Consider the following 26,611-nt stretch of genomic DNA (forward strand, 5'->3'; position numbering starts at 1 on the left):
GCATTGCAGACCGGGGTCGCTCGGTAGTAGGCAATGGGGGTGAGTATTCCCCCCGACGACGAACTGTTGTGCCTGGTCGCTCTTTCCGACATGCGCGGAGCATGGGGTGTACCCTGGCGACGCCTGGTGGCCGATTTCGGCTCGGCACGGGCGTTGTGGGCGGCTTCTGATGCCGAGCTCGAGCGGGCGGGCTTCAACGAGCGTGGACGGCGTCGCCTGCGCAACTTCAAGGCCTGGGAAATTCTGCGCCGCCGGCTCGACGGCTGGCGCCGTCAGCGGGTCGAGGTCTGCGGCCTGGGCGACACCGCTTACCCCGCCGCCCTGCTCACGGTGGAAGACGGCCCACTGGTCCTCTACTACCGGGGTGCCACTCCCTCTGTCCACCGCCTGGCCGTAAGCGTGGTGGGCGCGCGCAAGGCGAGCGACTACGGTCTGCGCACGGCCCGCCGCCTGGGTCGCGAAGCGTCGGCTTGCGGGCTGGTGGTGGTGAGCGGCATGGCGCGGGGGATTGACGCCGAGGCGCAGCGCGGTGCACTCGAAAACGGAGCGAGCGTGGCCGTGCTCGGTTGCAGCCCCGAGCGGCCTTACCCGGAGTCGAGCAGTCGGCTGTACCGGCAACTGCTTGAGCGGGGGACGGTGCTGAGCGAGTTTCCCCCGGGAACCGAGCTGGCCGCGTGGCAGTTTCCCCGGCGCAACCGGATTGTGACGGGCATGTCGGCGGCGACCGTGGTCATCGAGGCCGGCGAGGGCAGCGGCTCACTGATAAGCGCAAAACTGGCCCTGGCCCAGGGGCGGGAGTTGCTGGCAGTGCCCGGTCCGGTCGACTCGCAGGTGTCGCGCGGCAGCAACGCGCTTATACGCGATGGCTGCACACCTTTACTCGAAATTACCGACCTTCTGGCCGCGCTGGGCATGCATCCAAGCGGGTCCCAGGGGCTGGAAGTCAGCGCGAGGACAACCAAATGCAGCCCAGCCGAACAAGGATTGTTAGACCTGCTTGCGACCGAATCTCTGCACATTGATGACGTGGTGAGAAGGACCGGGCTTGACCGTGCGGCGATATTGGCGTTGATAACGTCGCTTGAACTTATCGGTCTGATCAAGCGTCAGTCCAGTGGCAGCTACGCCCGCGTGGCGTGACGGTGATGATTGCATGTTGCCCACGGACGCAAGCCCAGGCCGTTTGGTATAAGAGAGAATTATGGCTCGTACCCTCGTTATCGTTGAGTCGCCTACCAAGGCGAAGACCCTGGGGAAGTTCCTCGGCGAGGACTACATCGTAGAGTCGAGCGTCGGCCACGTGCGCGATCTGCCCGCCAGCGCGTCCGACATTCCCGACGCGGTAAAGAAAGAAAAGAAGTGGGCCACGCTGGGCGTGGATGTCGAAAACGATTTCGAGCCGCTGTACCTGGTGTCGCCCGAAAAGAAGAAGGTCGTCGCGGCGCTCAAGCGTCAGCTCAAGGGCTGCGACCGTCTGCTGCTCGCAACTGATGAAGACCGCGAAGGCGAGGCCATCAGCTGGCACCTGCTCGAGGTGCTCAAGCCCACTGTCCCCGTTAGCCGCATGGTCTTTCACGAGATCACCCGCGACGCGATTCTCGCGGCCCTCGACCAGACCCGCGAGCTCGACAATAACCTGGTACGTGCCCAGGAGGCCCGGCGTATAATAGACCGCCTGGTGGGCTACGAGCTGTCGCCGGTGTTGTGGCGCAAGATACTGCCCCGGCTGTCGGCCGGTCGCGTGCAGAGCGTCGCCATACGCTTGATAGTGGAACGCGAGCGCGCGCGCATGCGTTTCAAGGAGGCCAGCTGGTGGGATCTCGTCGCCTCCTTGAAGGCTGACGAGGGCGGCGAGTTCTCGGCGCGCCTGGTATCGATCGACGGTACCCGGCTTGCGGGCGGCAAGGACTTTGATCCCGACACCGGCAGGATTTCGCGCGACAAGGTCTACCTGCTGGGCGGCGAGGAGGCCGCAAAACTTCGTGCGGCTGCGGCCACGGCTTCCTACTCGGTCCTGAGCACCGAGGAGAAACCTTTCAAGCGTTCGCCGGCTCCACCATTTACGACTTCTACCCTGCAGCAGGAGGGCGGGCGTAAGCTCGGTTTTGACGCGCGGCGGACCATGCGCGCGGCGCAGCGGCTCTACGAACTGGGTTTTATTACTTACATGCGAACCGACTCGGTGGCGCTGGCCCCCGACGCGGTAAAGGCCGCGCGGGCGACCATAGGCAAGCTCTACGGCAAGGACTTCGTGCCAGACAAGCCGAGGACCTTTGCCAACAAGGTCAAGAACGCCCAGGAGGCCCATGAAGCGATACGCCCGTCGGGAGACACCTTTGCCCCGGTGGACGAGCTGCGCTCGAGACTGGGCGACGACGAGGCGCGCCTGTACGAGATGATCTGGAAGCGCACCATGGCCTGCCAGATGACCGAGTCCCGCGGCCGCCGAATGGTGGTCAAGGTGTCCGCGCCCGTGAACGACCAGGAGCTGTTGTTCCAGGCCAACGGCAACGTTGTCGATTTTCCAGGCTTCCTGCGCGTGTACGTAGAGGGCAGCGACGACCCGGAGGCCGCCCTTTCGGACCGCGAGGTTGTGTTGCCGTCGGTAAAAGAGGGAGACAGTCTTGCGCTGGCCGGCCTCGACGGCGACGAGCACAGCACCCAGCCACCAGCCCGCCTGACCGAGGCCTCGCTGGTCAAGCTCATGGAAGAGTCGGGCATTGGCAGGCCCAGTACCTACGCCAGCGTGATAGCCAACATCGAGCGGCGCGAGTACACATTTAAGAAAGGTACGGCGTTGGTGCCCACCTTCACGGCCTTCGCGGTGGTGCAGCTGCTGCAGGAGCATTTTTCGCACCTCATCGACACGTCGTTCACCGCCGGCATGGAAGACCGTCTCGATTCCATAGCCAGGGGCGAGGGCGAGGCCATTCCCTACCTGCACGAGTTTTATTATGGCAACGGCGACCCGGGTCTGCGCCCACTGCTCGACGAGAAGATCGAGGACATCGACCCCCGCAAGGTGTGCTCGATTCCTATGGGGAGCGATGAGCAGGGCAGGGAATACGTAATCCGCGCCGGTCGTTACGGCCCCTACGTGCAGCGGGGCGAAGAAACGGCTTCGCTGCCCGACGACGTCTGCCCCGACGAAGTTACCCTGCCGTGGCTCGACGAGTTGCTGGAGAAATCCGCTGCCGGCCCCGTGCAACTGGGCGAGGACCCGGAGACCGGCAAAGCGATATACATGATGGAGGGCCGCTTTGGCCCCTACGTGCAACTGGGCGACCAGGAAGAAAAGGGCGACAAGCCACCGAGGGCGTCCCCGCTGCCGGGCATGGACCCCGCCACGCTCAGCCTGGAGCAGGCGCTGCAGTTGCTGGCCCTGCCCCGGACTGTGGGTGCCGACAACGACGGCGTCGAGATACTCGGCTTCAACGGCCGTTACGGCCCCTACATCAAGAGGGGCAGTGACACCCGCAGCCTCGAAGACGGAGACGACCTTCTCAAGCTGAGCCTCGAGCGGGCACTGCTCCTGCTCAGCCAGCCAAAGCGTCGCGGGCGGCGTAAGGCTGCCGAGCCGCTGAAGGTGTTTGAAAACGTGGAGGCGCTCGAAGGGGTGACCATCAAGTTGCTCGACGGCCGCTTCGGCCCCTACGTGACCGACGGTGAGACCAACGCCTCGCTGCCACGTGACAGCGGCGACGCCAAGCAGATTACCGAGGCGAGAGCGGTACAGCTCATTCTCGACCGGCGCGCGAGCGGGCCCGCACGAAAAAAGAAGAAGAAAGCGGCGAAGAAGAAGGCCAAGAAGAAAACCACGAAGAAGAAGGCCACTAAAAAGAAGGCCGTCGGCAAGAAGGCGACCGCTAAGAAGACGCTCAAGGCGACCACTGCTGAAGAGCCAGCAGCCGATTCCGGCGACGTGGAGTCCTGAGCCGGGTGTCGGGCACGACGGGCAAGGTCACCGTCATCGGCGGTGGGTTGGCCGGCTGCGAGGCTGCCTGGCAGTTGGCCAGGCAGGGCGTGGCGGTGGACCTGTTCGAAATGCGGCCGCTGCGCAGCACCGAGGCACATACCACCGACGGTCTCGCCGAGCTCGTCTGCTCCAACTCGCTCAGGGACAACAGCCTTTCGAGTGCCGTGGGCGTTCTCAAGGAAGAAATGCGGCGCATGGGCTCGCTTATCATCGCCGCTGCCGAGGCTCACCAGGTGCCGGCCGGTTCGGCGCTGGCGGTCGACCGCAGCGGTTTTTCGCGCTACGTGCACGAGGCTGTTGAGCAGGAGCCCGGCATAACGCTGAAGCGCGACGAACTGACCACCATTCCCGACGAGGCGGTAGTCATCGTAGCTACCGGACCGTTGACCTCGCCGTCGCTGGCCTCGGCCCTCGGCCAGCTGATGGGCAGCAAGCACCTCTATTTCTACGACGCCATATCGCCCATAGTCACCGCCGAGTCGGTTAATATGGACGTTGCCTTTCGCGCCGCGCGCTACGGCCGCGGTGGCGACGACTACGTGAACTGCCCGCTCACCGAAGACGACTACAACACGCTGGTCGACGAGATTCTCTCGGCGGAGTTCGTGGAGGCCCGCGATTTTGAGCGCTGCGTATGGTTTGAAGGCTGCATGCCGGTGGAAGAGATCGCGCGGCGTGGACGCGAATCGCTGAGGTTCGGGCCGATGAAACCCGTAGGCCTGGAGCTGCCCGACGGCGGCGGCATGGCCCACGCGGTGCTGCAGCTCAGGCAGGACGACCGCGAGGGACGGCTACTGGGCATGGTGGGTTTTCAGACCCGCATGACCTGGACCGAACAACGCCGGGTGTTCCGCGGCATCCCTGGATTGGAGAACGCCGAGTTCGTGCGCATGGGCAGCCTGCACCGCAACACCTTTCTCGACTCCCCGCGGGTACTCACGACCGACCTGCAGGCAAAGAAAAGGCCTGGACTGTTCATAGCCGGGCAGCTGACCGGGGTGGAGGGCTACGTGGAGTCGGCGGCCACCGGCCTGCTCTGCGGCGTCAACGCGGCCCGCGCGCTCCAGGGCCAGGCCTCGCTGCTGCCACCACCCCGCACGGCGCTGGGCTCGCTGCTGGCCTACGTCACCGACGAGGGACGGCGGGATTTTCAACCCATGAATGCCAACTACGGGCTCATGCCCCCGCTCGAGGGGCGCAAGCTGCGCAAGCGCGAGCGTCGCCAGGCCATGGGCCGCAGGGCTCTCGAAGAACACGGGCGGTGGATGCAGACCTGGCCCGGCGGCAGTGACGGGCACAACGCGCGAGCGCAACAGGCATGACAAAGGCGGAGCTGGTAGAATCGGTGGCAAGGAGTACGGGCTTGTCGGGGCGGGCGGCTGCCGATGCAGTGGAAGCCACCATACGGCAGATCGCTCGTGCCCTGAAAAAAGAAAAACGAGTGTCCGTGGCCGGGCTCGGCACCTTCTCGGTCCGGGTTCGCAAGGCACGCAACGGACGCAACCCGCGTACCGGTGAAGAGTTGACCATCAAGGCAGGAAAGACCGTTGCTTTTCGCGCCGCTCCCGGGCTGAAAAAAGGACTCTAGGAGCATCGTGTTACCCTCCGCACTGTCGGGGCTGGGTAGGGCGGGGTGGAGGGCTGCGCTCGAATCGGCGTTGGAAAGGGCGCCGTCACCCGCCCACGCGCTGGCGGCGACCGAGAGGCTGCTCGAGTCGGGCGGCCGCAAGGCGCTCAGCAGCTGGCCCGCTGCGGGGCTCGACGACCTGCTTGCCATCCTCGGTGCCAGCCCTGCCATGACCCGCACCCTGGCGGGCATGGGCGAGAGCTGGCCCGACTGCGCCCGTCGCTACCAGGATCCAAATCCCGGACCGCGCGGGCTGGCCTCGCTCAGCGGTGCCCGCCGGGCCCGCAACGAAGAGCAGCTCGCCCAACGCCTGCACGAACTCGCAGCGCTTGAGATGCTGCGTATCGGGGCCCGCGACCTGCTCGGCCTTGCCACGCTCGAGGATACCACGCAGGGGTTGACCGAGCTCGCCGAGTTTTCGATCAAGACAACGGTGGACAGGTTGCGCCGTATCCTCGTGCACGAGCAGGGCGACGTGCTCACCACGGACGGCCGGCCGCTGGGCTTTGTCGTGCTCGGCATGGGCAAGCTGGGCGCGAGCGAGCTCAATTACAGCTCAGATGTTGACCTGGTCTGTCTATACGAGAGCGCGCCGATGGCCGAGGGGTGCCCCGACGCCGGTAGTTTTTTTTCCTCGCTGGTGTCTGGCCTGTCGCGTGTAATAGGCGGCGGCGATTCGGGGGGCTTCGTGTTTCGGGTTGATCTCGACCTCAGGCCAGAGGGGCTGCAGGGCCCAGTAGTTAATCCCGTGGCAGCGGCGTTGTCCTACTACGAGGGCTGGGGCGACACCTGGGAACGCGGGGTAATGCTCAAGGCCCGCCCGGTGGGTGGCCAACTCGAACTGGGCCAGGAGTTTATCCGCGAGATACAGCCCTTCGTTTTTCGTCGCCACCTCGACTACCAGACCATCGAAGATTTCAGGCGCATGAAGGAGCGCATAGACGCCGAGCTGGCCGAGCTACCGCGCGAGACCAGGAACGTCAAGATAGGCCGGGGGGGCATACGCGAGCTGGAGTTCGTGGTTCAGCTCATGCAGATCGTTCACGGCGGCCACGTACACTCGGTGCGCTGCCGGGGCACGTTGCCGGCGCTCGTAGAACTCGAGAAGCACGGCTTCATGACCAGCGAGGATACCGGCAGGCTGCGCGAGGCGTACGTTTTCCTGCGCGACGTTGAGCACGCGCTGCAGGTGGTCGAGCGCCGGCAGACCCAGGCTTTGCCCAGCGGTCGCGAGGAGCTCGCCTGGCTGGCCCGGCGACTGGGTTACGGGACCGGTCGCCGGGGCAGGCCGGTGCTCGACCCGGCTACGGGCGGAGACGAGGTCGACGCCTTTGAGGCCGACTGGCAACGTTACACCGGGCAGGTGCGCGAGGCGTTCGTACGGTTCCTCGAGTTACGGACCGATTCTTCGCCGGTGGAATCTACGGATTCTTTTCCGGCCCTGGTCGACGATCTTTCGTCGGGCCGCCTCGACGAGGCCGCTGCCGGACTCGAGGAGCTGGGCCTGCGCGACGCCGCGGCCGCGGCGTCGTCTCTGCAACGCTTGTTCCGGGGAAGGGGCCTGGGCCCGATGAACGCGCAACGGCGCAGGGCCATCGAAGCCATGGCACCGGCGCTGCTCGACGCCGTTGTCAGCAGCGGTGACCCCGACCGGGCGCTCGGCAACCTCGTGGAGTTTCTCCTGCGCACCGGCGCGCACACGAGCTACCTGGCGCTGCTCGGCGGATCACCGGCCACCATGCTCACCCTCGTGCGCCTGTTTGCCGGCAGCGCCTTGCTGTCGAGCCTGCTGGTCGGTCACCCCGAGCTCATCGATTCGTTGGTGAGGTCTGACCGAGGGGCTCCGACCAGGGAGCGCCGCGACATGGAGACTGAGCTGGCCCGCGCCTGCGACGTGGTGGAAGAGGAAGAAGACCTGTTGGCCGCGCTCAGGCGCTTCAAGTCGGCTGAACTGTTGCGAATAGGTTTCAATGATCTTGCGGGCGAACTCGACGACCAGCAGGTAGGCCGCGAGCTGGTCACCCTGGCCGAGGTCTGTCTTTGCGAAGCCGCCCGCCAGGCCCGCAGGCTACTGGGCCTGGGCGAGGACCCGGGCCGCGGCAGGGTGCAGCTTGCGGTGCTGGCCATGGGGCGACTTGGCGCCGGCGAGCTGGGATACGGCTCGGACCTCGACATAATCTTTGTTTACCAGGGACGCGGCGACGACTTCGACGAAACGGCCCACACGGCGGCGACCCGGCTGGCCCAGAAAATCGTGTCGCTGCTGCGGGTGCCCACCCGCGACGGCAGGGTGTTCGAGGTTGACACCAGGCTGCGCCCGTCGGGCCGGGGAGGGCCCCTGGTGACCTCCCTCGATCGTTTTATAAACTACCACGACAAGGAGGCCGACCTGTGGGAGCGACAGGCCCTGCTCAGGGGACGGGTGGTGTACGGTCCGGCCACGCTGGCGCGGCGCATTCACTCGGAGTTGCAGCGGCTGGTCTATACGAGCGGGCTCAGCAAGAGCGGGATTCGCGAGATCGCCGAGCTGCGCGACAAGGTGATAGCCGACCGCGAGATAGACGAAGAGCAGAGGCTTAATTTCAAAGTCGGCCGGGGCGGCATCGCCGACCTCGAGACAATTGTGCAGGTGTTGCAGCTCGCGCACGGCCATTCGAACGAACTGCTGAGGGCGGCCTCCAGCACCGGCGATACGCTGGCCGTGTTGCGCGAAGAGGGCTTGCTGGACCGGGCCGATGCCGAGCGCCTGGAGGCGGCCTATGTCTTTCTGCGGCGGCTGGAGTCGGGGCTCAGGCTTGACCAGGACAAGTCGGTGGAAGACGTCGAACGCGACGCCCGCTTGCTGGGACCGGTGGCCTGTCGCATGGGATTCACAGGCCCCTCGGCCTCGGCCGACCTGCTCGCCGAGGTGGACGCCCGGCGCGCGCTGGTAAGCGAGATCTACGCCCGCCACCTGTCCCGCGACCCGTCGTCTCGTTGACCTGCAGGCAGGCGGCGTGTATCGGTCAAGGCTGCCCGCGCGATTGCGTGGCGGGCAAAAGAGGTGAGACCGGTGACCACTACCGACAAGATATGGATGGATGGAGAGCTCGTTGACTGGGATGACGCCCAGGTCCACGTGCTCAGCCACAGCCTGCACTACGGGCTGGGCGTTTTTGAAGGCATTCGTTGCTACCGCTGCGACGACGGCAGTTCGGCCGTGTTCAGGCTCGACGATCATACCAGGCGCCTGCGCGATTCGGCCCATATACTGGGGCTGGATTGCCCGTGGAGCCAGGACGAGATCGCCACTGCCTGCCTCGACACTATAAAGGCCAACGGGCTCGAAGAGTGCTACATTCGCCCACTGCTGTTTCTGGGCGAGGGCGAGATGGGGCTGGCCGCTACCTCCAACAAGGTACACCTGAGCATAGCCGCCTGGCCATGGGGCGCCTACCTGGGTGACGACGCGATTAAGAACGGCATCCGCTTGAAGACCTCTTCGTTGCAGCGCTACACGGTCAACAGCTTCATGACCAAGGCCAAGGCGACCGGCCAGTACATCAACTCAATACTGGCCAGCCGCGAGGCGGCCAACTCCGGCTACGACGAGGCCCTGTTGCTCGACGTTGATGGTTTCGTTGCCGAGGGCTGTGGCGAAAACCTGTTTATGGCCCGGGGCGGGCGGGTCAAGACCCCCAACATAGCCACCGTGCTCGAGGGTATAACGCGAGACACTGTCATAACGCTGCTCCGTGACCAGGGCGTTGAGCTGGTCGAGGAGCGCTTTACCCGCGACGAGATCTACATAGCCGATGAGGCCTGGTTTACGGGCACAGCGGCAGAGATCACGCCCATAGCCTCGTTGGACGATCGCAAGGTCGGACCCGGTAAGCCGGGGCCGATTACCAAGGCACTGCAGGAAACTTTCTTCGCAGTGATCAAGGGGAAGCAGCCGAGCTACGAACACTGGCTAACTCGGGTGCCGTCCTGAGCCAGCCGCAGCGCGGGTTCCGCCTGGGCGGCTCCGGTTCGGGCGGGTCAGGCATGGGGATAGGGCCGAGCGGGCCTGTCCCGTCGGCGATAAAGGGCCTCATAATCGCCAACGTGCTGATCTACATCCTGCAGATCAGCGCGCCCCGCTACTTTTTTCTTGAGAACTTCGCGCTGGTGGGCCCGCTTGTGCTGCGGGGCGAGATCTGGCGGCTTGGCAGCTACCAGTTCCTGCACGGGGGAGCATGGCACCTGGGCATAAACATGCTCATGCTGTGGATGTTCGGTTCGGAGCTTGAACAGCGCTGGGGCCCGCGTTTCTTTCTGAAGTACTACTTCCTCTGTGGTGTCGGCGGCGGCCTGCTCTACACCCTGTTCATGGCCGATGCCATGGTTCCCAGCGTCGGCGCTTCGGGTGCCATCTACGGGGTGCTGATGGCCTACGGCTTGTGGTTTCCCAACCGCCAGGTGCTGCTCTGGTTCGTGGTGCCGATTCCGGTGCGTACGCTGGTGCTGTTTCTTATCCTGATCGAGTTCCTGCAGTCCTTGCAGTCGTCGGGCAGTGGCATTGCTCACGCGGCTCACCTGGGCGGTATGGCCTTCGGGTATGTTTACCTGCGCTGGTGGGGACAGCGCTACGGTGCCACGTTGGGTGCCTTGCCCGGGATGAAGGATATTCGTATGGCCTGGCTGAGATGGAAGTTCAGGCGTTTGCAGAAGCGCCGCATGGGCGGCGGCGAGAGAGGCGGCGGTAAGGGCCGCGGCGGGCCTACGCTGCACTGACCAGGCGTATTAACGACGTGCGGGTGAGCGAGACGGTCGGTCAGAAGATGCCGTATCGCTTCAGGCGGCTGGTATCAGTCGCTTGTAAATAACTCTCTTTGAAAATCCTCGAGAAACACCCTTATCTACCAGCCCTCAATCGGGAAACAGTACCCCGATCAGTAAAAAGCCTGCTGCCATCAATATAGATTCAATCACTAAAGGCTCCTCCTCTATGTGCGTAAATGAATTACCCCGTGTGCAGGGTAGTTCTCGCAGATTTTCTCCATTGTCGTCAACCCCCCGATCGGGTATAAATGTAACGCTGTTCACATTTGATAACAGCGGTCATCCTTCTGGTACAGCCGTTTAAACTCGGTGTTGCCTTCTGTAACAATCAATTTTGGCGCTATTAATCCAGTGGGTTAGGCCTTTTTCTCAGCTGTGTAGTCTGCCGTAGCAGGCGCCGTATCGTACCCTGTATAGGCCCTCTGTCCCGGATTTGAGGGTTTCGGGCCTCAGCCGATTTTTCCTTGACCCCTGCGTCAACTGGGGCCTTTACGGGGGGGCGGGTGTAATGGTGGCCCGCCGGGGATAAACAGTTTGGGTGTGTCGGGTTGAAAACGGGGTTCGGGTCGAAGAAAGGGCCCTCGAGGTCGATGCTGGCCGCCGCAGCGCTGCCTGCATATGGGCGGGTGCCCGCTCGCGGGCAAAACTGCTGCTGCTGCACGGCATGGGGCAGTACGGGGGACGTTTTGACGCGCTGGCGCGCCACCTGGCGTCGATTGGAGTAGCCGTTACGGCTTACGATCAGCGTGGCCACGGGCGCGGGCCGGGCCGCACGGGCTGGCTGGGCGATTTCGATCAGCTGCTCGACGATCTGCAGGCCGTGGTTGAACAAGCAGCACGCGAGCAGCCCGAATTGCCGTTGCTGCTTATGGGCCATTCCATGGGAGGCCTGGTCGTGCTCGCCTACCTGCTGGACCGCCGCCCCCTGCCCGATATGGCGATACTGTCGAGCCCGGCTATTGTGCCCCTGATAGACGACGAGGACGGGCTTGACCCGACCCGCCTGAGCAGGGATCCGGCGGCCTGGCGGTCGTACATGAGTGACCCGCTTCTACTCAGGGAGCGCGTCCAGCCCGAGCTCTATCACCGCCTGTTCGACGGCCTCTGCCGCCTTCCGGGAAGGGCTGCCGAGCTGAGCCTGCCCTTGCTGCTCGTGCAAGGCAGCGACGACCGCCTGTGCAGCGCCGAGGGAGCGGTGGAGTACCTCGAGCAGGCCTCTTCCGCCGATCTTGACCTGAGGGTTTACGAAGGAGGGCGCCACGAGTTGTTCGCAGACACCATACGCGAGCGCGTGAGCGCCGAGCTGGGCGAGTGGATACTGGAACGTGTGCCGGGGAACTCTGCTAGCATGGTCTCAACATGAGTTGCAGAGCTGCATTTGTAGTTGGTTCGCCGCGGTCGGGGTCGACCCTGCTGGCGCGCATGATCGGGTCGCATTCGGCTGTTTACGGGCGCCCCGAGCCTCACCTGCTCACACCGCTTGCCCACCTCGGCTATTTTGACAACGTCGACAAGGCTCCCTACGACCACGTGCTGGCGGCCGAGTCCACGCGACAGTTTGTCGAGGATCTGCCCGCTGGAGAGCAGGACTATGTTGACGCCTGCAGGGCTTACGCCGACCTGCTCTATGAGCGCATGCTTTCTACGCAGCCCGGCAAGCAGGTGTTCCTGGACAAGACCCCGGCCTATGCGCTGGTGCTGGATTTCATAGCGCGCATCTATCCCGATGCCCGTTTCGTGGTGCTCACGCGCCACCCCCTGGCCGTGTTCAGCTCTTACGCCGAGTCGTTCTTTGACGGTGACTACCAGGCTGCCCACGACTACAATCCCATCACCGAGCGTTACGTGCCGGCCATAGCCGGGTTCCTACGCGATTCGGGCCTGCCGCTGTGCCACGTCGTCTACGAAAAACTCGTCGCCGACCCCGAAGCCGAGCTCGCGCGCGTGTTCGACTATCTCGGTCTTCCCAACGAAGAGGGCGCGGTGGACTACGGCGAGCACGGGCATGTTGAAAAAGGCCTGGGCGATCCGATAGGCGTGGCCCGTCACAAGCGGCCCTCTACCGATTCGATGCACAAGTGGGCAGCCGAGGTGGCCGCCGATCCTGCCCGCGAGGCGCTGTGCCGAAATATTATCGCCCACCTCGACCCCGCCGACCTGCAGACCTGGGGACACCCGCTGGACACCATCTGGCAGCCGCTCGAGGAGATCTCGGGTAAGCCGCAGCGCAAACCGCGCAAGTGGGATCGCTACAGTGTTGAGCGGCGGGCCATAGTCATGCTCAGGCGCAGGGTGCAGGCCAGTCGCGGCCTGCGCAAGTTGATGTCCACCGCCCGCCTGGGCCTGGACGTACTCCTGCGCGACTGATTCTGCCCTGGCCGGCCCGCTGGCGCAGATCAGGTCGGCTCCCACGCCATATCAATTGACGACCGTCGGGGGCGGGCGTATAAGATTCAAAGGCCCATAAGGTCTACGAATTTACTATGCCTGCTGCCACCCAGCCCCATTGCATGGCCAACAACCGTGCGTCGCTCATGAACGTGGGCCGCGAGGTCGATTACGCGGTGCGCGCGCTCAGCTACATGGCAGTCGCGTCGCGTTCGGGCGCGCCGATAAGGCGAGCCGAGATCGGTCAGGCCCAGGCCATACCGCGGCATTACCTGGCAAAGATCCTTCGCAAGGCGGTAGACGGCGGGCTGGTAGAATCGGGCGTGGGCCCGCGCGGCGGTTTCTGGTTGGCTCGCGACCCGGCCAGCATAAGCCTGCGCGACGTGTACGAGTGCATCAACGGGCCCATGTGCCTGGTGGAGTGCCTGGCCGAGAAACCGGCGGGCGGGCAGCTGATCTGTGATTTTGAAGAGGTCTGCCCGCAGGCTGATGTCTGGCGCGGCGCCCAGGTGGCCCTCTTGAAGTATCTCGAGGGTCACGACCTTGCCGGCCTGTCGGCACGGGCCGACGACAATGGGCTGGTTTCAGCCCTAACGGCACGGGCCTGAGAAAGCCGCCGGCCCCCGGGGCGCGGCATGGAGGACAGCAAGATGGCAGACAGCGTACAACTCGATGAGGAACTGGTTCTCGCCACCCTTTCGACGATCAACGACCCTGAGATTCCGGTCAACATCGTGGAGCTGGGATTGGTCTACAGCATTGAAATAGTGGACCGTTCGGTAGACATCGCCATGACCCTCACCACCCCCGGCTGCGGCATGGCCGGCTACATAACCGGCGAGGCCCGGCAGAAACTTCTCGATCTCGAGGGCGTTGACAAGGCCGAGGTCAGACTGGTGTGGGATCCGCCGTGGAACGCCCACATGATCAGTGCGCCGGGCCGCAAAAAGCTGGGCCTGGCTGACCCCGGCGACTGAGCCTCGCCACTTACCTCTACGAGCCGGCTTCAGCCGGTCTCGCTGCCTGCTCGACGGGCAGTGCTGCTGACCGTTTTAAAGGCAACGGGCCGCCTGCGGCCTGCTTTCTGCCCGCTGGGTGCACGGGTTTCGCAGGTTTCCCGGCTTACGCACAGCTTGGATAGTTGGCACCGATCCTGCTTCTAGGGGAGGTGAGGGGAGACCCTTACCCAAACTGAGAGGAGCAAACCACATGAGAATCCACACCATAATCCGTTCCCTGCCCCTGGCTGCAAGCATGCTGCTGGCCGGCGTAGCGGTGGCGTTGGCCGAAGAAGCCGCGGCGCCCGCAGTGAGTGACGGAGTTTTTACTGCCAACAACTCCTGGATGATGCTGGCCGCGGGCCTGGTTTTCATCATGCACCTGGGTTTCGCGACCTTGGAGTCGGGTCTGACCAGGTCGAAGAACACCACCAACATCCTGTTCAAAAACACGTTTATCGTCTGCATCGGTATCATCACCTACGCGCTGGTGGGCTTTAACCTGATGTACCCCGGCGACTTCAACATCATAGGCGGTGGCGTGCTCGGCTTTGCCGGTTACGGCTTGTTTCCGACGGCGGCCGATAACACGGCGGCTTACGCCGACGGTGGCTACACCTACTGGACCGACTTCCTGTTCCAGGCGATGTTTGCAGCGACTGCGGCCACCATCGTTTCGGGGGCGGTAGCAGAGCGCATAAAGCTCTCGTCGTTTATGATCTTCTCCACGGTTTTCGTGGCGCTGGTCTACACGGTCGTCGGTTCGTGGAAGTGGGGCGGCGGCTGGCTCGACGTCATGGGCTTCTACGATTTCGCCGGCTCAACCCTGGTGCACTCGGTCGGCGGCTGGGGCGCACTGGCCGGTGTCCTTCTGCTCGGCCCGCGCATGGGCAAGTACACCAAGGACGGTAAGATTCGCGCCATACCCGGCAGCAGCATGCCGTTGGCCACCATCGGTGTGTTTCTGCTGTGGCTGGGCTGGTTCGGCTTCAACGGCGGCTCGGTGCTGAGCGCTGACCCGGCCCTGGTTTCGCTCACGCTCGTGACCACCTGTCTCGCGGCCGCGGCTGGGGGCCTGGCGGCGATGGTGGTTTCCTGGGCCGTCTCGAAGAAGCCCGACCTGTCGATGGCGCTCAACGGCATACTGGCTGGCCTGGTGGGCATAACCGCCGGCGCCGACCTCATGGCCATGCACTCGGCCATAGCCATCGGGCTGGTGGCGGGCGTGATCGTTGTGTTCTCGGTGATGTGGTTAGACCGGGCCAAGATAGACGATCCGGTGGGCGCGATCTCGGTTCACCTGGTCTGCGGAATCTGGGGCACCCTGGCCGTGGGTATTTTCGGCGGTCCCGATTACTCGGTGGGCACCCAGCTCATAGGCGTACTGGCTTACGGCGCGACCTGCTTCCTGTCGGCCCTGCTGATCTTCGGCGTTCTCAAGAAGACCATCGGCCTGCGCGTCAGCGAGGAAGAAGAAATGCTGGGCCTCGACCTGGGCGAGCACGGCATGTCGGCTTACCCGGATTTCTCAACCGTGTCGGTGACCGGCGTTCACCCCTCCGGCTAGGCATGGACGACCAGGGGGGGCCCCGTGGCGTAGTTTGCCACGGGGCCCCTTTTTGCAGGTGGCGGCTGTCAGGCAAGCGCCACAGAGCAGGCAATACAGGCTTGGGCCCCGTAGTAGCTGGCCATTACCAGGGCTTCGCGAGCGGGTAGCGAAAGCCGAAAACGGTCAACGGCTAGCAGTCCATCTGACAGCACGAACAACAGGGCTCCAGCCGCGGCGGCAAGGGCCGAGGGCGAGCCATCGAGCGCGCGCAACACCGCCAGCACCGCGACCAGGCCTATCACCGCCACGTAGGCGGCCACGGGCAACTTCATCTCGCCCAGGCCGGGAAGCAGGTAGCGGTACAAGGCTACCGAACCACCGCCGAGAAGGCCCGCTACCAGCAGCGTTGGCACCGCGCCGGGCGGCGGGGCTATCCATGCCGCCGCGTAGAACAGGTGGCCGACCAGGAACGAGACGAGGCCGGCGGCAAACAGCTTGCGCGGCAGCATGAGCAGCACGTCTCCACACAGTCCGAAGGCCAGCCCCGCCAGCAGCAGGCAGCGGTAGCGCGGGTCATCGCCCGGATGCAGCCAGGCTATGGCAATAATCAGCAGCATGGTGCCCGGCTTGAGCAGGTAGTGAAGCGCGAGCAGGCCACGGTTGCGGGCGACAATCTGAACTGTACCCGACAACAGGGCCAACAGGAGAAGAACGGTTACTGACATAATGGCGGCAGATGCTATACGGGCGCCGGCTGCATTGCCAAGGCGGGGTTATTCCAGTAAAACAGCCTGATTCCACCTCCCGGGAGCAGCCCCATGTCCAGCCAGAACGGTTTCTACAGATTCACCGGTACCGACGACTACATAGTCTCCCCGTCGCTCGTCGACGCGGTAAACTGCGCCATCGCGCTCGAAAGGCCGCTGCTTATCAAGGGCGAGCCCGGCACGGGCAAGACCCTGCTCGCGGAGAACGTGGCCAGCGCCCTGGGCATGCCCATGGAGTCCTGGCACATAAAATCGACCAGCAAGGCCTCCGAGGGTTTGTATGTTTACGACACCGTGCAGCGCCTGAACGACGCTCGTTTCGGCGACGGCGATGTCTCGGACATCCGCCGCTACATCCGCTACGGGCCACTGGGCCGCTCGTTTTCGGCCGAGGAGCGCACCGTGCTGCTCATCGACGAAATAGACAAGGCCGACCTCGAGTTTCCCAACGACCTGCTGCTCGAGCTTGACCAGATGAGGTTCACTGTCATGGAGACGGGCGACGAGGTGGCCGCCCGCGAAAGGCCGGTCGTCATCATCACCTCCAACAACGAACGCGAACTGCCCGACGCGTTTCTGCGTCGCTGCGTGTTTCATTTCATCGAGTTTCCCGAACGCGAGCTTATGCAGAAAATCGTCGCCGTCCACCACGACAACCTCGACAGCAAACTGCTCGACCAGGTGCTCATAAAGTTCTACTGGCTGCGTGAGCAGAACGACCTGCGCAAGAAACCGTCCACGTCGGAGTTGCTAGACTGGATATCGGCGCTGCTGAAGTCCGGGATCAGCCAGGACCAGCTCGAGTCTCACATTCCCTTCATGTCGGCCTTGCTCAAAAACGAGCAGGACAGCGAAGCCCTTAGCCGCTACGACGACCGCGGCGGCGAACTGCCCACGCAGTGGAGCGATCTCGGGCCCCGCTTCAACCAGTAGGCCCATGTTTCTTGACCTGTTCTACGGCCTGCGCAAAGCGGGAGTACCGGTTGCCATGCAGGAGTGGCGCATGCTGCTCGAGAGCCTCGAGCAGGGCATGCACGCTTGCAGCCTGCTGCATTTCTACCACCTTTCGCGCGCCTGCCTGGTAAAGAGCGAGGTCTGGTTCGATGCTTTTGATGCCGTGTTCGCCGAGGTATTCGAGGGAGTGGAGGGCGCTCTCGACATAGAGGACGAGGTCATGAAGTGGCTGCGCGACCCCAAGGCGGCCGAGCAACTCACAGCCGAACAGCTGGCCGAGCTTGAGCGACTGACGCACAGTGAGCTCATGAAACGTTTTCTCGAGACCCTCGCCGAGCAGGACGAGCGCCACGATGGCGGCGGACGCTGGGTGGGCACCGGCGGCAGGTCGCCCTACGGACACGGTGGCGTTCATCCCACCGGCATCCGCGTTGGTGGCCCCGGTCGCAACCGTTCGGCCATGAAGGTGGCCGAGGAAAGGCGCTTTCGCGATTACCGCACCGACCAGACCCTCGACCTGCGGCAGACGCGGGTCGCCCTGCGGCGACTGCGCAACCTGACCCGCAGCGGTAACGCCTCGGAGCTGGATCTCGACGAGACCATAGACGAGACCTGTCGCAACGGCGGCGAAATAGAGCTCGTCTTTCGGCCGCCCAAGCGCAACAACGTGCGCCTGCTGTTGCTCATGGACGTGGGCGGCACCATGGATCCTTACTACGAGCCCGTGAGCCGCTTGTTGACCGCGCTGCACGAGGAGCGTGGCATCCGCGACTTCCGTTCCTACTATTTCCACAACTGCATCTACGAGCACGTGTTCAAGACGGCGAGCCTCGCGGCCTCCGATGCTGTGCCCACCGGGGAATTGTTTCGCATGCTCAACGAGCGTTGGAAGGTGCTGGTGGTCGGCGACGCGGCCATGCACCCGGCCGAACTGCTGCAATCCTACGGCAACATTGACCCGCGGGTGGTGAGCGAAACTCCGGGCATAGACTGGCTGCATCGCATAGCCGCTCACTTCAACCGCAGCGCCTGGCTCAACCCCGATGAGAAACGCTACTGGGACCAGACCCAGACAACGCGCGTAATTCGCCGTACTTTCCCCATGTTCCAGCTCAGTGTGGATGGCATATCTGAGGCCGTACAGGCCCTGATCGGCGCCCGCGTACAGGGCTGAGCGGTGGCTGTCACCCTCTCCACATCACCCGGCCCGGCCGACGGGCTGTGCTTTGAGTGCACGGGCTGTGGGGACTGCTGCCGGGTGCGTGACGGCTACGACTGCGTTTACCTCTACGACGACGACGCCGAACGCCTGGCCCTCGAGCTGGCACTGGAGCTCGACGAGTTTCTCGAGCGTTACGCTTTTGTGGACGAGCTGGGCTGGACACGTATCAAAATGGACAGCGATGCCTGTCCGTTTTTTAATCGCGAAAAGAACTGTTGCTCGGTGTACGAAGCGCGGCCGTTGCAGTGTCGTACCTTTCCGTTCTGGGACTCGATGCTGACGGGTAACGCCGGTCGCTTGAGCTGGCGCTCGAGCGCGCGCAGGATGTGCGAAGGCGTGGGCCAGGGCAGCAAGTGGCCCGCCACCGAGGTGAACAAGCTGGTGGCGGACATGAAAGAGGCCGAGGAAGAACAGGGCTGATGTTGCCTGGTGATATAAACCTTAACGACCTGTTCGTGTTCGACGACGGTATTCCGCACGACTGGTTTCGCTGGATGAGGGCCAATGACCCGCTGCGCTGGCAGCCAGAGACCGAGGGGGCGGGATACTGGTGCGTGTCCCGTTACGACGACGCCGTGACGGTGTCGCGCGACAACGTCCTGTTTTCGTCGTCGGCCGGTGGCACCAACATATTCGAGGTCGGCGAGGAGCAACTCGTAATCCTGCGCGCGCTCATGCTCAACATGGACCCGCCCGAGCACAGCAAGTACCGCCGCCTGGTAAACAAGGGCTTTACCCCCGCGCGGGTCGCCAACTTACGCTCCGGCATCGTCGACATGTCGCGCGAAATAGTCGACAGCATAGCCGAGCGCGGCGAGTGCGAGTTCGTGGACGACGTGGCCTCGCAGCTGCCCATGATGTCGATCTGCGACATGCTGGGCGTCCCGGCCGAAGATCGTCGCCACGTGTACGATCTCAGCAACACGCTCATCGGCTTTGACGACCCCGAGTTCCAGGTAAGCGACGAAGACCGCATGAACGCTTCGGTGGGTATGTTCGAGTATGCCCAGAAGCTGGGCGACGAGCGCAGGGCCAATCCCGGCGATGACCTTGTGAGCGTGCTCGTCAACGGTGAGGTCGACGGGGAGAAGCTCGACGACCTCGAGTTCAATTCTTTTTTCCTGCTCATCGCGCTGGCCGGAAACGAGACCACCCGCACCGTCACCAGCCAGGCCATGCGGCTGCTCATAGAGCACCCCGACCAACGGGCACTGCTGGTAGACGATCCGTCGTTGGTGCCCGGCGCCGTCGAAGAAGTCCTGCGCTACAACCCGGCTGTCATTCACTTCCGGCGCACCGCGACGGCCGACACCGAACTCGGTGGGCAGGCCATTAAAAAGGGAGAGAAGGTCGTCATCTGGTACCCGTCGATCAACCGCGACGAGTCGATGTTTGACGATCCCGATACTTTCGACATCAGGCGCAGCCCCAACGAGCACCTCGCTTTCGGCGTGGGCGAACACTTCTGCCTCGGGGCCAACCTCGCCCGCGTGCAGCTGAACGCCATACTGGGCGAGCTCGTGTCGCGCTTGCCCGACATGGAGTTTGCCGGCCCAGTTCGGCGGCTGCATTCCAACTTCATAGACGGTATAAAGGAAATGCGTTTGAGTTTTACGCCGCAAGGGAAGGTAACATGAAAATAAAAGTGGACTACGATCTGTGTGAGGCAAACGCTATCTGCATGCGCGAGAGCCCGAAGGTGTTCGAGGTTGATGACGACGACAACCTGCAGGTGCTCGTCGAAGAGCCGGGCGAAGAACTGCACGCGTCGGTGCGCGAAGCGGTGAGACTCTGCCCGCGGCAGGCGCTCAAGCTCGAAGACTAGTCCTGGCGTCCCTCAGCGACGGCGCAGGCGCAGCTGCAGGTCTGATATGCGCCCCTCGGCGAAACCGGCTTCGCAGTAGCTCAGGTACATGAGCCAGGATCTCTGCAGCGCGCGGTCGTAGCCCAGTTCGGACAGCCGCTGCTGGTTGGCCGTGAAACGTTGCCGCCAGTGAGCCAGCGTCGTCACGTAGTGGCTGCCTATGTCGGTGGTTTCTTCCAGCAGCAAGCCCGCGTCCCGGGCTTCGCGCTTGATCACCCGCAGCGAAGGCAGGCAGCCCCCGGGGAATACCCGCTGGCGGATGAAGTCGGGGCGGTAGCGGTACTCGTCATAAAGAGCGTCATCTATGGTGATGGCCTGCAGGAACAAGCGGCCGCCCGGTCGCAAGCGGTCGCGGTAGCAGGCAAAAAGGCGCCCGTAATTGCGCGCGCCCACCGCTTCTATCATCTCGATGCTGGCCACCGCGTCGTGGCTGCCACGCAGGTCGCGGTAGTCGCTCCTCGTTACCGTCACGAGGTCGCCCAGCCCGCGGGCCTGGACGCGGGCGGCGAGGTAGTTGGCCTGCTTTTCTGACACGGTCACTGCCGTCACCTGGACCTGTCGCTGCTCGGCGGCGTACAGGGACAGGGCCCCCCAGCCACAGCCGAGGTCGAGAAGTCGTTGCCCGGCCTTCAGCTCGAGGCTGTCGCAGGCGCGTTCGAGCTTGGCCTGCGCGGCTTCCTTCAGTGAGGTGGCGGGGCTGTCAAAAATCAGGCAGGAATAACTCAGCCCGGGGTCGAGGAAGAGTGCGAAAAAATCGTTTCCGAGGTCGTAGTGTTTTGCCACGTTGCGCCGCGAGCGCAGCTTGCCGGCCGCCGGTTGCAGTCTTCTCATCCCCCGCACGAGCGCGGCGGCTGGGCTTGGCCGGGTTTCGATGCCCTGCTCGTTGGCGGCCAGCAGCCGTGTGAGTTCGACCAGGTCGTCGCAGTCCCACTCGCCCCGCGTGTAACTGTCGGCCGCCCCGATGCCTCCGCGCAGCGCGACGCGCAGGAAGAAGCGGGGGTCGTTGACGGTTATGGTTGGCTCGAAGATGGGTTGGCCGGCATTGCCAGGGGCGGTGTCACCAAAGCTGAGCGCGGCACCGTTTTCCTGCAGGCGCAGACGCCCCGAGGAGAGCTTGGCCAGTCGCCCGAGAACAACCGCCCTCGCGGCAGCTGCAGGCAGCTTGACCAGGCGAGGTATGACAGGCTGAGCGCTGTCGGGCTGCGGGTTTCTGAGCGGAACTTCATGGTGCGAGGAGGGGGACTCGAACCCCCACGAGCGCAATGCCCACCAGGCCCTCAACCTGGCGCGTCTACCAGTTCCGCCATCCTCGCAGTCAGCTGTGGCCAGGGAGCAGCCTACTCTTCGGCCGCCGCGGGCTCAGTCGCGGGTTCCGTTGCCACTGGTTCCGTTGCCACTGGTTCCGTTGCCACTGGCTCCGCCGCAGGCACGGCAAGCGTCGCCGGCTCTTCGACGTCGTCGAACACCGAGGTTCGCTTGGCCGATAGCACCGCCAGCGTCAGAGACGTGGCCATGAACACTATGGCCATGATGGTTGTCAGCCGGGTGAGCATGTTGCCGGGGCCGCTGGGGCCGAACACGGCCGAGCCGCCGCCGCCGAAAGCCGCGCCCATATCGGCGCCCTTCCCGCTTTGCAGCAGCACTACTCCGATGAGTACCACCGCGGCTATTATATGAACTACGTTGACCAGGGTTTCCACTTTAACTTACTCCCGATTGCTCCCGATGGTGGACTATGCGCAGGAAGTCCTCCGCCTTCAAGCTGGCCCCGCCGACCAGGGCGCCGTTGACGTTGGGGCAGGCCATGAGTTCGTCTACGTTATCGGGCTTGACGCTGCCCCCGTATAGTATGCGGATGCCGGCCGCGGTGTCTGCGTTGCTCATGTCGGCGAGTACGGTTCTGAGGCCCGCGTGGACTTCTTCGGCCTGTTCCGAGCTGGCTGTACGACCCGTTCCTATGGCCCATACGGGCTCGTAGGCCAGCAGCAGGTTAGTGAAACCGGCCAGGTCGAGCTCGCATAGACCGCCTTTTACCTGGTTTTTTACCACTTCTGCGGTCTGACCGGATTCGCGTTGCTCGAGGGTCTCGCCAACGCACAGCACCGGTATCAAGCCGCCCGCGTGGGCGGCGGCGACCTTGCGGGCAACGGTGTGGTCGGTTTCGCCGAAGTGTTCCCGGCGTTCCGAGTGTCCGATCACGACGTGGCTGCAGCCGGCGTCGACGAGCATTTCAGCCGAAACTTCGCCCGTCCAGGCGCCCGATTGTTCCCAGAACATGTCCTGGGCCGCCAGCGACACCGACGAGCCGGCCAGCTCGCGGGCCACCACGTGCAGCGAGGTGTAGGGCACCGCCAGCAGTACGTCGCGCCCCTTGAGTCCGGCACAGCCCTCCACGACGGCGCGCGCCAACTCAGCCGATTCGTCGGCAAGGCAATTCATTTTCCAGTTGGCCGCCAGCATCGGAACAAGCATGTTGGTCTCCTCAGGCATGGTCGTTTTCGTCGTCCAGCGCGGCTATGCCCGGCAGGGTTCGTCCTTCCAGGAATTCCAGCGAGGCCCCGCCGCCTGTTGATACGTGGGTGACGTCGTCCTGTCTACCGGATTCTGTCAGAGCGGCCACCGAGTCGCCACCGCCGACGACAGACATCGCGGCGGAGTCGGCCACGGCGTTGGCCACGGCCATGGTGCCCTCGGCAAAAGCCGGCCACTCGAACACGCCCATGGGGCCGTTCCACAACAGGGTGCGCGCGCCTGCTATGGCGTCCTGGTAAGCGCGTCGGCTGCGCGGACCGATGTCCAGCCCCATCAGCCCGTCGGGTATATCGCGGCTGTCGATAGCTACCGGGGTCGCGTTTTCGTCAAAATTGTCGGCGGCCACGTGGTCGACCGGCAGTTGCAGTTCGCAGCCGGCCCGCGTGGCCTCGTCGAGCAGCTGTGCGGCGAGCTCGGTCTTGTCGCTCTCCACCCTCGAGTCGCCCGTCGAGTGCCCCATGGCTGCAAGGAAGGTATAGGCCATCGCACCGCCAACGAGCACCGAGTCGGCCGGCCCGAGGAGGTTTTTCATCACCGCTATTTTGTCGGACACCTTGGCGCCGCCGACGACCGCGACAAAGGGTTGCGCGGGCGATTCTACCAGCATGCTCAAGGCCTCGACTTCGCGCGTGAGCAGCAGGCCAGCGGCGTGCTCAGGCAGCAGGGCCGGAACACCCACGATCGAAGCGTGGGCACGGTGCACGGCACCGAAGGCATCGTTTACATAGAGCTCGGCCAGGGAGGCCAGCTCGGCCGCGAAGGCGGGGGCGTTGTTTTTTTCGCCGTCGTGAAAGCGCAGGTTCTCGAGCAGCAGCACTTCGCCGTCGGCAAGAGCCATGGCCATAGCTCTTGCCTGTTCGCCCACGCAGTCCGGGGCCAGGGGAACGGGCGTCTCCAGCAGGCCGGACAGCAGCTCGGCCACCGGTGCCAGCGAGCAGGCGGGATCAGCCTTGCCACCAGGCCTGCCGAGATGAGATGCCAGGATGACGCGGGCACCCGCGTCGCGCAGGGCCTTTATGGTCGGCAGCGCGTTCTCCACCCGCACGGCGTTAGCGATGACGCCATCGCGCAGGGGCACGTTGAAGTCTACGCGCAAAAACACGCGGCGACCGGCGAGTTCGAGCTGCTCGAGCCTTCTCACCTCTGTTGTCTGCCGATGTTCCTAGAGACTGCCGGCGATCATCGAGGTGACGTCGCACAGCCGGTGCGAAAATCCCATTTCGTTGTCGTACCAGGACAGGATCTTGGCAAAACCGGGCTCGGGTACCTTGGTGATCGGCGCGTCAAAGATCGACGAGTGCGGGTTGCCGTTGAAGTCTATCGACACCAGCGGCTTGTCGTTGTACTGCAGAACGCCCTTCATTGGGCCGTCGGCAGCGGCCTTCATGGCCGCGTTTATTTCTTCGGCCGAGGGCGTCTTTTCGGTTTCAAAAACGAGATCGACCACCGATACGTTGGGCGTCGGAACCCTTATGGCCATGCCGTCTAGCTTTCCTGCCAGCTCGGGCAATACCAGGCCGACGGCCTTCGCGGCACCGGTGGTGGTGGGGATCATCGACAGCGCGGCGGCCCGTGCCCGGCGCATGTCGCCATGCGGCAGGTCGAGTATTCGCTGGTCGTTGGTGTAGGAGTGTATGGTCGTCATCAGGCCACGCTTGAGCGTGAACTCCTGGTGCAGGATCTTGGCAACCGGCGAAAGACAGTTGGTCGTACACGAAGCGTTGGAGATGACGTGGTGCGAGGCGGGGTCGTAGCTCTCGTGGTTGACCCCGTAGCAGAGCGTGAGGTCCACGTCGCCGGCCGGCGCCGAGATCACTACCTTGCGGGCGCCCGCTTGGAGGTGGGCGGCTGCCTTCTCGCGGGAGGCGAACAGGCCGGTCGATTCGATGACCACGTCCACGCCCAGGTCGCCCCAGGGGAGTTGCGCCGGGTCGCGCTCGGACAGGACCTTGATGGACTTGCCGTTGACCGAGATGCTGGCGTCAGAGGCTTCGACCTGTCCCGGAAAGCGTCCGTGGATGCTGTCGTACTCCAGCAGGTGGGCCAGCGTTGCCGCGTCGGTGAGGTCGTTGACCGCGACGATTTCGTAGTCTTTCTGTTCCAACCCCGCACGGAGCATGTTACGACCGATGCGACCGAAACCGTTAATTGCTACCCTGGCTGCCACTGTAATCCTCCTGGCTGATGTGTTGCTCGCAGGCGCGTCGCCGCTGGCGGCAATCGTCCTGCAAACGAGTTAACCCACCTTGTACAAACGTTTGAAAAGGTGGGGGAAACAGCGTTCGTATCTCATGCGCGGCAGACGGGGTCAAGGTAACAGGGCCGTTCGTTTCCGGCTTCGGGGGGATGCTGCATAATGGGTTGGCCGCGTGACCAGGCTGGTGTTTGCAGGGCGCAGCTTGTGCGCGCCTGACGCGAACTGTTATTCGGTCGGCGGCGAGGGAGTAGACTGAGGCGGTGGAGTCGGGTGGAGGTATACAGTTTCTGGACATGGTCGGTGGGTCGGGGCCCGTCGTGCAGGGGGTGCTGTACCTGCTCATCGCGGTGTCGGTAATCAGCTGGGCGGTCATTCTTTTCAAGGCTCGGCAGATCCGTGTGGCGCGACGTTTTTCCGAGCGTTTCCTCGACATGTTCTGGCAGACTCGCAACCTGACCGAGGTGTCGCGGGCTTGCAGCGGCCTGCCGGAAAACCCGGTCGCCGAGGTTTTCAGGGCCGGTTACGAGGAGCTGCTTCGCTTGCGGACCCGCAAGCGCGGATCCTCGGACCCGCTGACCACCGAGCTTGGCGGTGTGGCCAACGTGGAGAGGGCCATGCGGCGAGCGGCCAGCCTGCAGCGGGTCAAAATGGAAAGGCAGCTGACTTTCCTGGCCACCACTGCCAGCTCGGCTCCTTTTGTGGGCCTCTTTGGCACGGTGTGGGGGATCATGAACTCCTTCATGGGCTTGAGCGAAGGTGGCTCGTCGAGCATCCAGGCGGTGGCTCCCGGCATATCCGAGGCACTCGTGGCCACGGCCATGGGCCTGGCGGCGGCCATTCCGGCGCTGGTGGCCTATAACCACTTTGCGCGTCGCGCGACCGTTCTAGCGGGCGACATGGAAAACTTTGCCTCCGAGTTTCTCAACATCGCCGAGCGACACTTCCTGGGACAGGCCGGTCGCGGATGAGCGGAGAGATCGGCAGCGGGTCGACCATCTCGGGCATAAACGTCACACCCCTGGTCGATGTGATGCTGGTGCTGCTGGTGATCTTCATGGTGACCGCACCCATTATTCAACAGGGTGTCCCGGTGGATCTGCCCGAGGTGACGGCAGAGCCCCTGCCGGGTGACGAGTCAGCGCTGGTGGTGTCGGTGACCGGCGATGGTGAAGTGTACCTGGCCGACGAGGCAGTCGAACTGGATGCACTGGGCGCCGAGATCCTCGCGATGGTTAAAGATGTGCCGGGTCGCCCGGTGTATCTCAGGGCTGACCACAGGGCCCGCTACGGGGCGGTCGTGGCCGTCATGGCCGAGCTGCGGCGGGTGGGAATAAAAAACCTCGGGATGATAACCGACCCCGAGGCTGCCTGACCAGTGCAGGTCGATTTTCCAGGCAGCCCGGTCTCGTTGCACCGTGACGTCCTGGACCCCGATTTTATCAGGGCGGCACTGCTGTCGCTGGCTGGCCACCTGCTGATACTCGCGGTGGTGGTGTTTCTCGGGGCTAGCTACTGGAGCGAGTCCCCCGCGCGGGCTCCGATATACGGCGTGCGCATTCACAAGGCAGCTCCCGGCTCGCTGCTGATGCGGCAGGGGCCGCTGGGCGGTTCCGCCGCGCGACCCAAGGCGCCCGTCCTGGCGAAGAAGCCGGTACCCGTGAAGAAACCTGAGCCGGTGGCGAAGAAGCCAGTACCTGTGAAGAAACCTGAGCCGGTGGCGAAGAAGCCAGTACC

General features: G+C 64.0%; 25 protein-coding genes, 1 tRNA gene and 1 pseudogene. 20 read left to right on the forward strand and 7 right to left on the reverse strand.

All coding sequences use genetic code 11. The features are described from left to right. Positions 1–33 precede the first annotated feature (33 nt). From dprA to amt, 12 genes are all read left to right on the forward strand, one after another. On the forward strand, positions 34–1,140 hold the full coding sequence (gene dprA / locus EYQ35_11615) for a DNA-protecting protein DprA (protein ID HIF64783.1): 1,107 nt from the start codon (positions 34–36) through the stop codon (positions 1,138–1,140). Positions 1,141–1,201: 61 nt separating this feature from the next. Continuing rightward, on the forward strand, positions 1,202–3,934 hold the full coding sequence (gene topA / locus EYQ35_11620) for a type I DNA topoisomerase (protein HIF64784.1): 2,733 nt from the start codon (positions 1,202–1,204) through the stop codon (positions 3,932–3,934). Positions 3,935–3,939: 5 nt separating this feature from the next. Further along, complete coding sequence (locus EYQ35_11625) at positions 3,940–5,298, forward strand: methylenetetrahydrofolate--tRNA-(uracil(54)-C(5))-methyltransferase (FADH(2)-oxidizing) TrmFO (protein HIF64785.1); 1,359 nt, start codon at positions 3,940–3,942, stop codon at positions 5,296–5,298. Next, complete coding sequence (locus EYQ35_11630) at positions 5,295–5,564, forward strand: HU family DNA-binding protein (GenBank protein ID HIF64786.1); 270 nt, start codon at positions 5,295–5,297, stop codon at positions 5,562–5,564. The genes EYQ35_11625 and EYQ35_11630 overlap by 4 nt, the downstream gene beginning before the upstream one ends. Positions 5,565–5,634: 70 nt before the next feature. Further along, complete coding sequence (glnE, locus tag EYQ35_11635) at positions 5,635–8,583, forward strand: bifunctional [glutamate--ammonia ligase]-adenylyl-L-tyrosine phosphorylase/[glutamate--ammonia-ligase] adenylyltransferase (protein HIF64787.1); 2,949 nt, start codon at positions 5,635–5,637, stop codon at positions 8,581–8,583. 96 nt (positions 8,584–8,679) lie between these two features. Next, entirely contained in the window at positions 8,680–9,576 is an 897-nt protein-coding gene (locus EYQ35_11640; GenBank protein HIF64788.1) for a branched-chain amino acid transaminase, read from the forward strand. 53 nt (positions 9,577–9,629) lie between these two features. Then, positions 9,630–10,358, forward strand: a complete 729-nt coding sequence (locus EYQ35_11645) for a rhomboid family intramembrane serine protease (protein HIF64789.1) — start codon at positions 9,630–9,632, stop codon at positions 10,356–10,358. A gap of 586 nt (positions 10,359–10,944) precedes the next feature. Next, on the forward strand, positions 10,945–11,769 hold the full coding sequence (locus tag EYQ35_11650) for an alpha/beta hydrolase (protein ID HIF64790.1): 825 nt from the start codon (positions 10,945–10,947) through the stop codon (positions 11,767–11,769). Beyond that, positions 11,766–12,773 carry a sulfotransferase gene (locus tag EYQ35_11655; protein ID HIF64791.1) on the forward strand — a complete coding sequence of 336 codons (1,008 nt, stop codon included), beginning with the start codon at positions 11,766–11,768 and terminating at the stop codon, positions 12,771–12,773. The genes EYQ35_11650 and EYQ35_11655 overlap by 4 nt, the downstream gene beginning before the upstream one ends. A 116-nt stretch (positions 12,774–12,889) precedes the next feature. Beyond that, positions 12,890–13,402 carry an Rrf2 family transcriptional regulator gene (locus tag EYQ35_11660; GenBank protein HIF64792.1) on the forward strand — a complete coding sequence of 171 codons (513 nt, stop codon included), beginning with the start codon at positions 12,890–12,892 and terminating at the stop codon, positions 13,400–13,402. 27 nt (positions 13,403–13,429) lie between these two features. Continuing rightward, complete coding sequence (locus EYQ35_11665; protein HIF64793.1) at positions 13,430–13,771, forward strand: metal-sulfur cluster assembly factor; 342 nt, start codon at positions 13,430–13,432, stop codon at positions 13,769–13,771. A 232-nt stretch (positions 13,772–14,003) separates the two neighbouring features. Next, entirely contained in the window at positions 14,004–15,359 is a 1,356-nt protein-coding gene (gene amt, locus EYQ35_11670; GenBank protein HIF64794.1) for an ammonium transporter, read from the forward strand. A gap of 68 nt (positions 15,360–15,427) precedes the next feature. Here amt and EYQ35_11675 read toward each other — a convergent pair whose 3' ends face one another. Further along, the gene (locus EYQ35_11675) at positions 15,428–16,066 is read right to left on the reverse strand and encodes a lysoplasmalogenase (protein ID HIF64795.1); all 639 of its coding nucleotides are present in this window, start codon (positions 16,064–16,066) and stop codon (positions 15,428–15,430) included. Positions 16,067–16,159: 93 nt separating this feature from the next. Between EYQ35_11675 and EYQ35_11680 the strand changes: the two genes are divergently transcribed. The 5 genes from EYQ35_11680 to EYQ35_11700 are packed head-to-tail and all read left to right on the forward strand — an operon-like array spanning position 16,160 to position 20,109. Beyond that, on the forward strand, positions 16,160–17,041 hold the full coding sequence (locus tag EYQ35_11680; GenBank protein ID HIF64796.1) for a MoxR family ATPase: 882 nt from the start codon (positions 16,160–16,162) through the stop codon (positions 17,039–17,041). Between the two features lie 4 nt (positions 17,042–17,045). After that, the gene (locus tag EYQ35_11685) at positions 17,046–18,236 is read left to right on the forward strand and encodes a VWA domain-containing protein (protein HIF64797.1); all 1,191 of its coding nucleotides are present in this window, start codon (positions 17,046–17,048) and stop codon (positions 18,234–18,236) included. Between the two features lie 3 nt (positions 18,237–18,239). Continuing rightward, on the forward strand, positions 18,240–18,704 hold the full coding sequence (locus EYQ35_11690; protein ID HIF64798.1) for a YkgJ family cysteine cluster protein: 465 nt from the start codon (positions 18,240–18,242) through the stop codon (positions 18,702–18,704). Next, complete coding sequence (locus EYQ35_11695) at positions 18,704–19,921, forward strand: cytochrome P450 (GenBank protein ID HIF64799.1); 1,218 nt, start codon at positions 18,704–18,706, stop codon at positions 19,919–19,921. The genes EYQ35_11690 and EYQ35_11695 overlap by 1 nt, the downstream gene beginning before the upstream one ends. Then, positions 19,918–20,109, forward strand: coding sequence for a ferredoxin (locus EYQ35_11700; GenBank protein HIF64800.1), 192 nt, complete (start codon positions 19,918–19,920; stop codon positions 20,107–20,109). Before EYQ35_11695 ends, EYQ35_11700 begins: the two co-directional genes overlap by 4 nt. A 12-nt stretch (positions 20,110–20,121) precedes the next feature. Here the strand turns inward: EYQ35_11700 and EYQ35_11705 are convergent, their stop codons facing one another. The 6 genes from EYQ35_11705 to gap form a co-directional block, all read right to left on the reverse strand. Then, positions 20,122–21,411: a class I SAM-dependent methyltransferase gene (locus EYQ35_11705; protein ID HIF64801.1), complete on the reverse strand. Its 1,290-nt coding sequence runs from the start codon at positions 21,409–21,411 to the stop codon at positions 20,122–20,124. Continuing rightward, positions 21,374–21,461 (reverse strand) — tRNA-Leu (locus EYQ35_11710). The genes EYQ35_11705 and EYQ35_11710 overlap by 38 nt, the downstream gene beginning before the upstream one ends. A 24-nt stretch (positions 21,462–21,485) precedes the next feature. After that, positions 21,486–21,848, reverse strand: coding sequence for a preprotein translocase subunit SecG (gene secG, locus EYQ35_11715; protein HIF64802.1), 363 nt, complete (start codon positions 21,846–21,848; stop codon positions 21,486–21,488). Position 21,849: 1 nt separating this feature from the next. Next, entirely contained in the window at positions 21,850–22,620 is a 771-nt protein-coding gene (locus EYQ35_11720; GenBank protein HIF64803.1) for a triose-phosphate isomerase, read from the reverse strand. A 10-nt stretch (positions 22,621–22,630) separates the two neighbouring features. After that, positions 22,631–23,821 carry a phosphoglycerate kinase gene (locus EYQ35_11725; GenBank protein ID HIF64804.1) on the reverse strand — a complete coding sequence of 397 codons (1,191 nt, stop codon included), beginning with the start codon at positions 23,819–23,821 and terminating at the stop codon, positions 22,631–22,633. A 21-nt stretch (positions 23,822–23,842) separates the two neighbouring features. Next, on the reverse strand, positions 23,843–24,847 hold the full coding sequence (gap, locus tag EYQ35_11730) for a type I glyceraldehyde-3-phosphate dehydrogenase (protein HIF64805.1): 1,005 nt from the start codon (positions 24,845–24,847) through the stop codon (positions 23,843–23,845). A 317-nt stretch (positions 24,848–25,164) separates the two neighbouring features. Here gap and tolQ point away from each other — a divergent pair, with 317 nt between their 5' ends. From tolQ to EYQ35_11745, 3 genes and pseudogenes are all read left to right on the forward strand, one after another. After that, the gene (gene tolQ, locus EYQ35_11735) at positions 25,165–25,845 is read left to right on the forward strand and encodes a protein TolQ (protein HIF64806.1); all 681 of its coding nucleotides are present in this window, start codon (positions 25,165–25,167) and stop codon (positions 25,843–25,845) included. Then, on the forward strand, positions 25,842–26,249 hold the full coding sequence (locus EYQ35_11740) for a biopolymer transporter ExbD (protein ID HIF64807.1): 408 nt from the start codon (positions 25,842–25,844) through the stop codon (positions 26,247–26,249). The genes tolQ and EYQ35_11740 overlap by 4 nt, the downstream gene beginning before the upstream one ends. A 273-nt stretch (positions 26,250–26,522) precedes the next feature. Next, positions 26,523–26,611: pseudogene (locus EYQ35_11745) on the forward strand (DedD protein).

It is taken from the genome of Candidatus Binatota bacterium (assembly GCA_012960245.1).
In the GTDB taxonomy this organism is placed as follows: domain Bacteria; phylum Desulfobacterota; class Binatia; order UBA1149; family UBA1149; genus UBA1149.

Coding starts and splice junctions, on each gene's coding strand:
- dprA (HIF64783.1), top strand. CDS start 34: ATGGGGGTGAGTATTCCCCCCGACGACGAACTGTTGTGCCTGGTCGCT.
- topA (HIF64784.1), top strand. CDS start 1,202: ATGGCTCGTACCCTCGTTATCGTTGAGTCGCCTACCAAGGCGAAGACC.
- EYQ35_11630 (HIF64786.1), top strand. CDS start 5,295: ATGACAAAGGCGGAGCTGGTAGAATCGGTGGCAAGGAGTACGGGCTTG.
- EYQ35_11640 (HIF64788.1), top strand. CDS start 8,680: ATGGATGGAGAGCTCGTTGACTGGGATGACGCCCAGGTCCACGTGCTC.
- EYQ35_11645 (HIF64789.1), top strand. CDS start 9,630: ATGGGGATAGGGCCGAGCGGGCCTGTCCCGTCGGCGATAAAGGGCCTC.
- EYQ35_11655 (HIF64791.1), top strand. CDS start 11,766: ATGAGTTGCAGAGCTGCATTTGTAGTTGGTTCGCCGCGGTCGGGGTCG.
- EYQ35_11660 (HIF64792.1), top strand. CDS start 12,890: ATGCCTGCTGCCACCCAGCCCCATTGCATGGCCAACAACCGTGCGTCG.
- EYQ35_11665 (HIF64793.1), top strand. CDS start 13,430: ATGGAGGACAGCAAGATGGCAGACAGCGTACAACTCGATGAGGAACTG.
- amt (HIF64794.1), top strand. CDS start 14,004: ATGAGAATCCACACCATAATCCGTTCCCTGCCCCTGGCTGCAAGCATG.
- EYQ35_11675 (HIF64795.1), bottom strand. CDS start 16,066: ATGTCAGTAACCGTTCTTCTCCTGTTGGCCCTGTTGTCGGGTACAGTT.
- EYQ35_11680 (HIF64796.1), top strand. CDS start 16,160: ATGTCCAGCCAGAACGGTTTCTACAGATTCACCGGTACCGACGACTAC.
- EYQ35_11685 (HIF64797.1), top strand. CDS start 17,046: ATGTTTCTTGACCTGTTCTACGGCCTGCGCAAAGCGGGAGTACCGGTT.
- EYQ35_11695 (HIF64799.1), top strand. CDS start 18,704: ATGTTGCCTGGTGATATAAACCTTAACGACCTGTTCGTGTTCGACGAC.
- EYQ35_11700 (HIF64800.1), top strand. CDS start 19,918: ATGAAAATAAAAGTGGACTACGATCTGTGTGAGGCAAACGCTATCTGC.
- EYQ35_11720 (HIF64803.1), bottom strand. CDS start 22,620: ATGCTTGTTCCGATGCTGGCGGCCAACTGGAAAATGAATTGCCTTGCC.
- EYQ35_11740 (HIF64807.1), top strand. CDS start 25,842: ATGAGCGGAGAGATCGGCAGCGGGTCGACCATCTCGGGCATAAACGTC.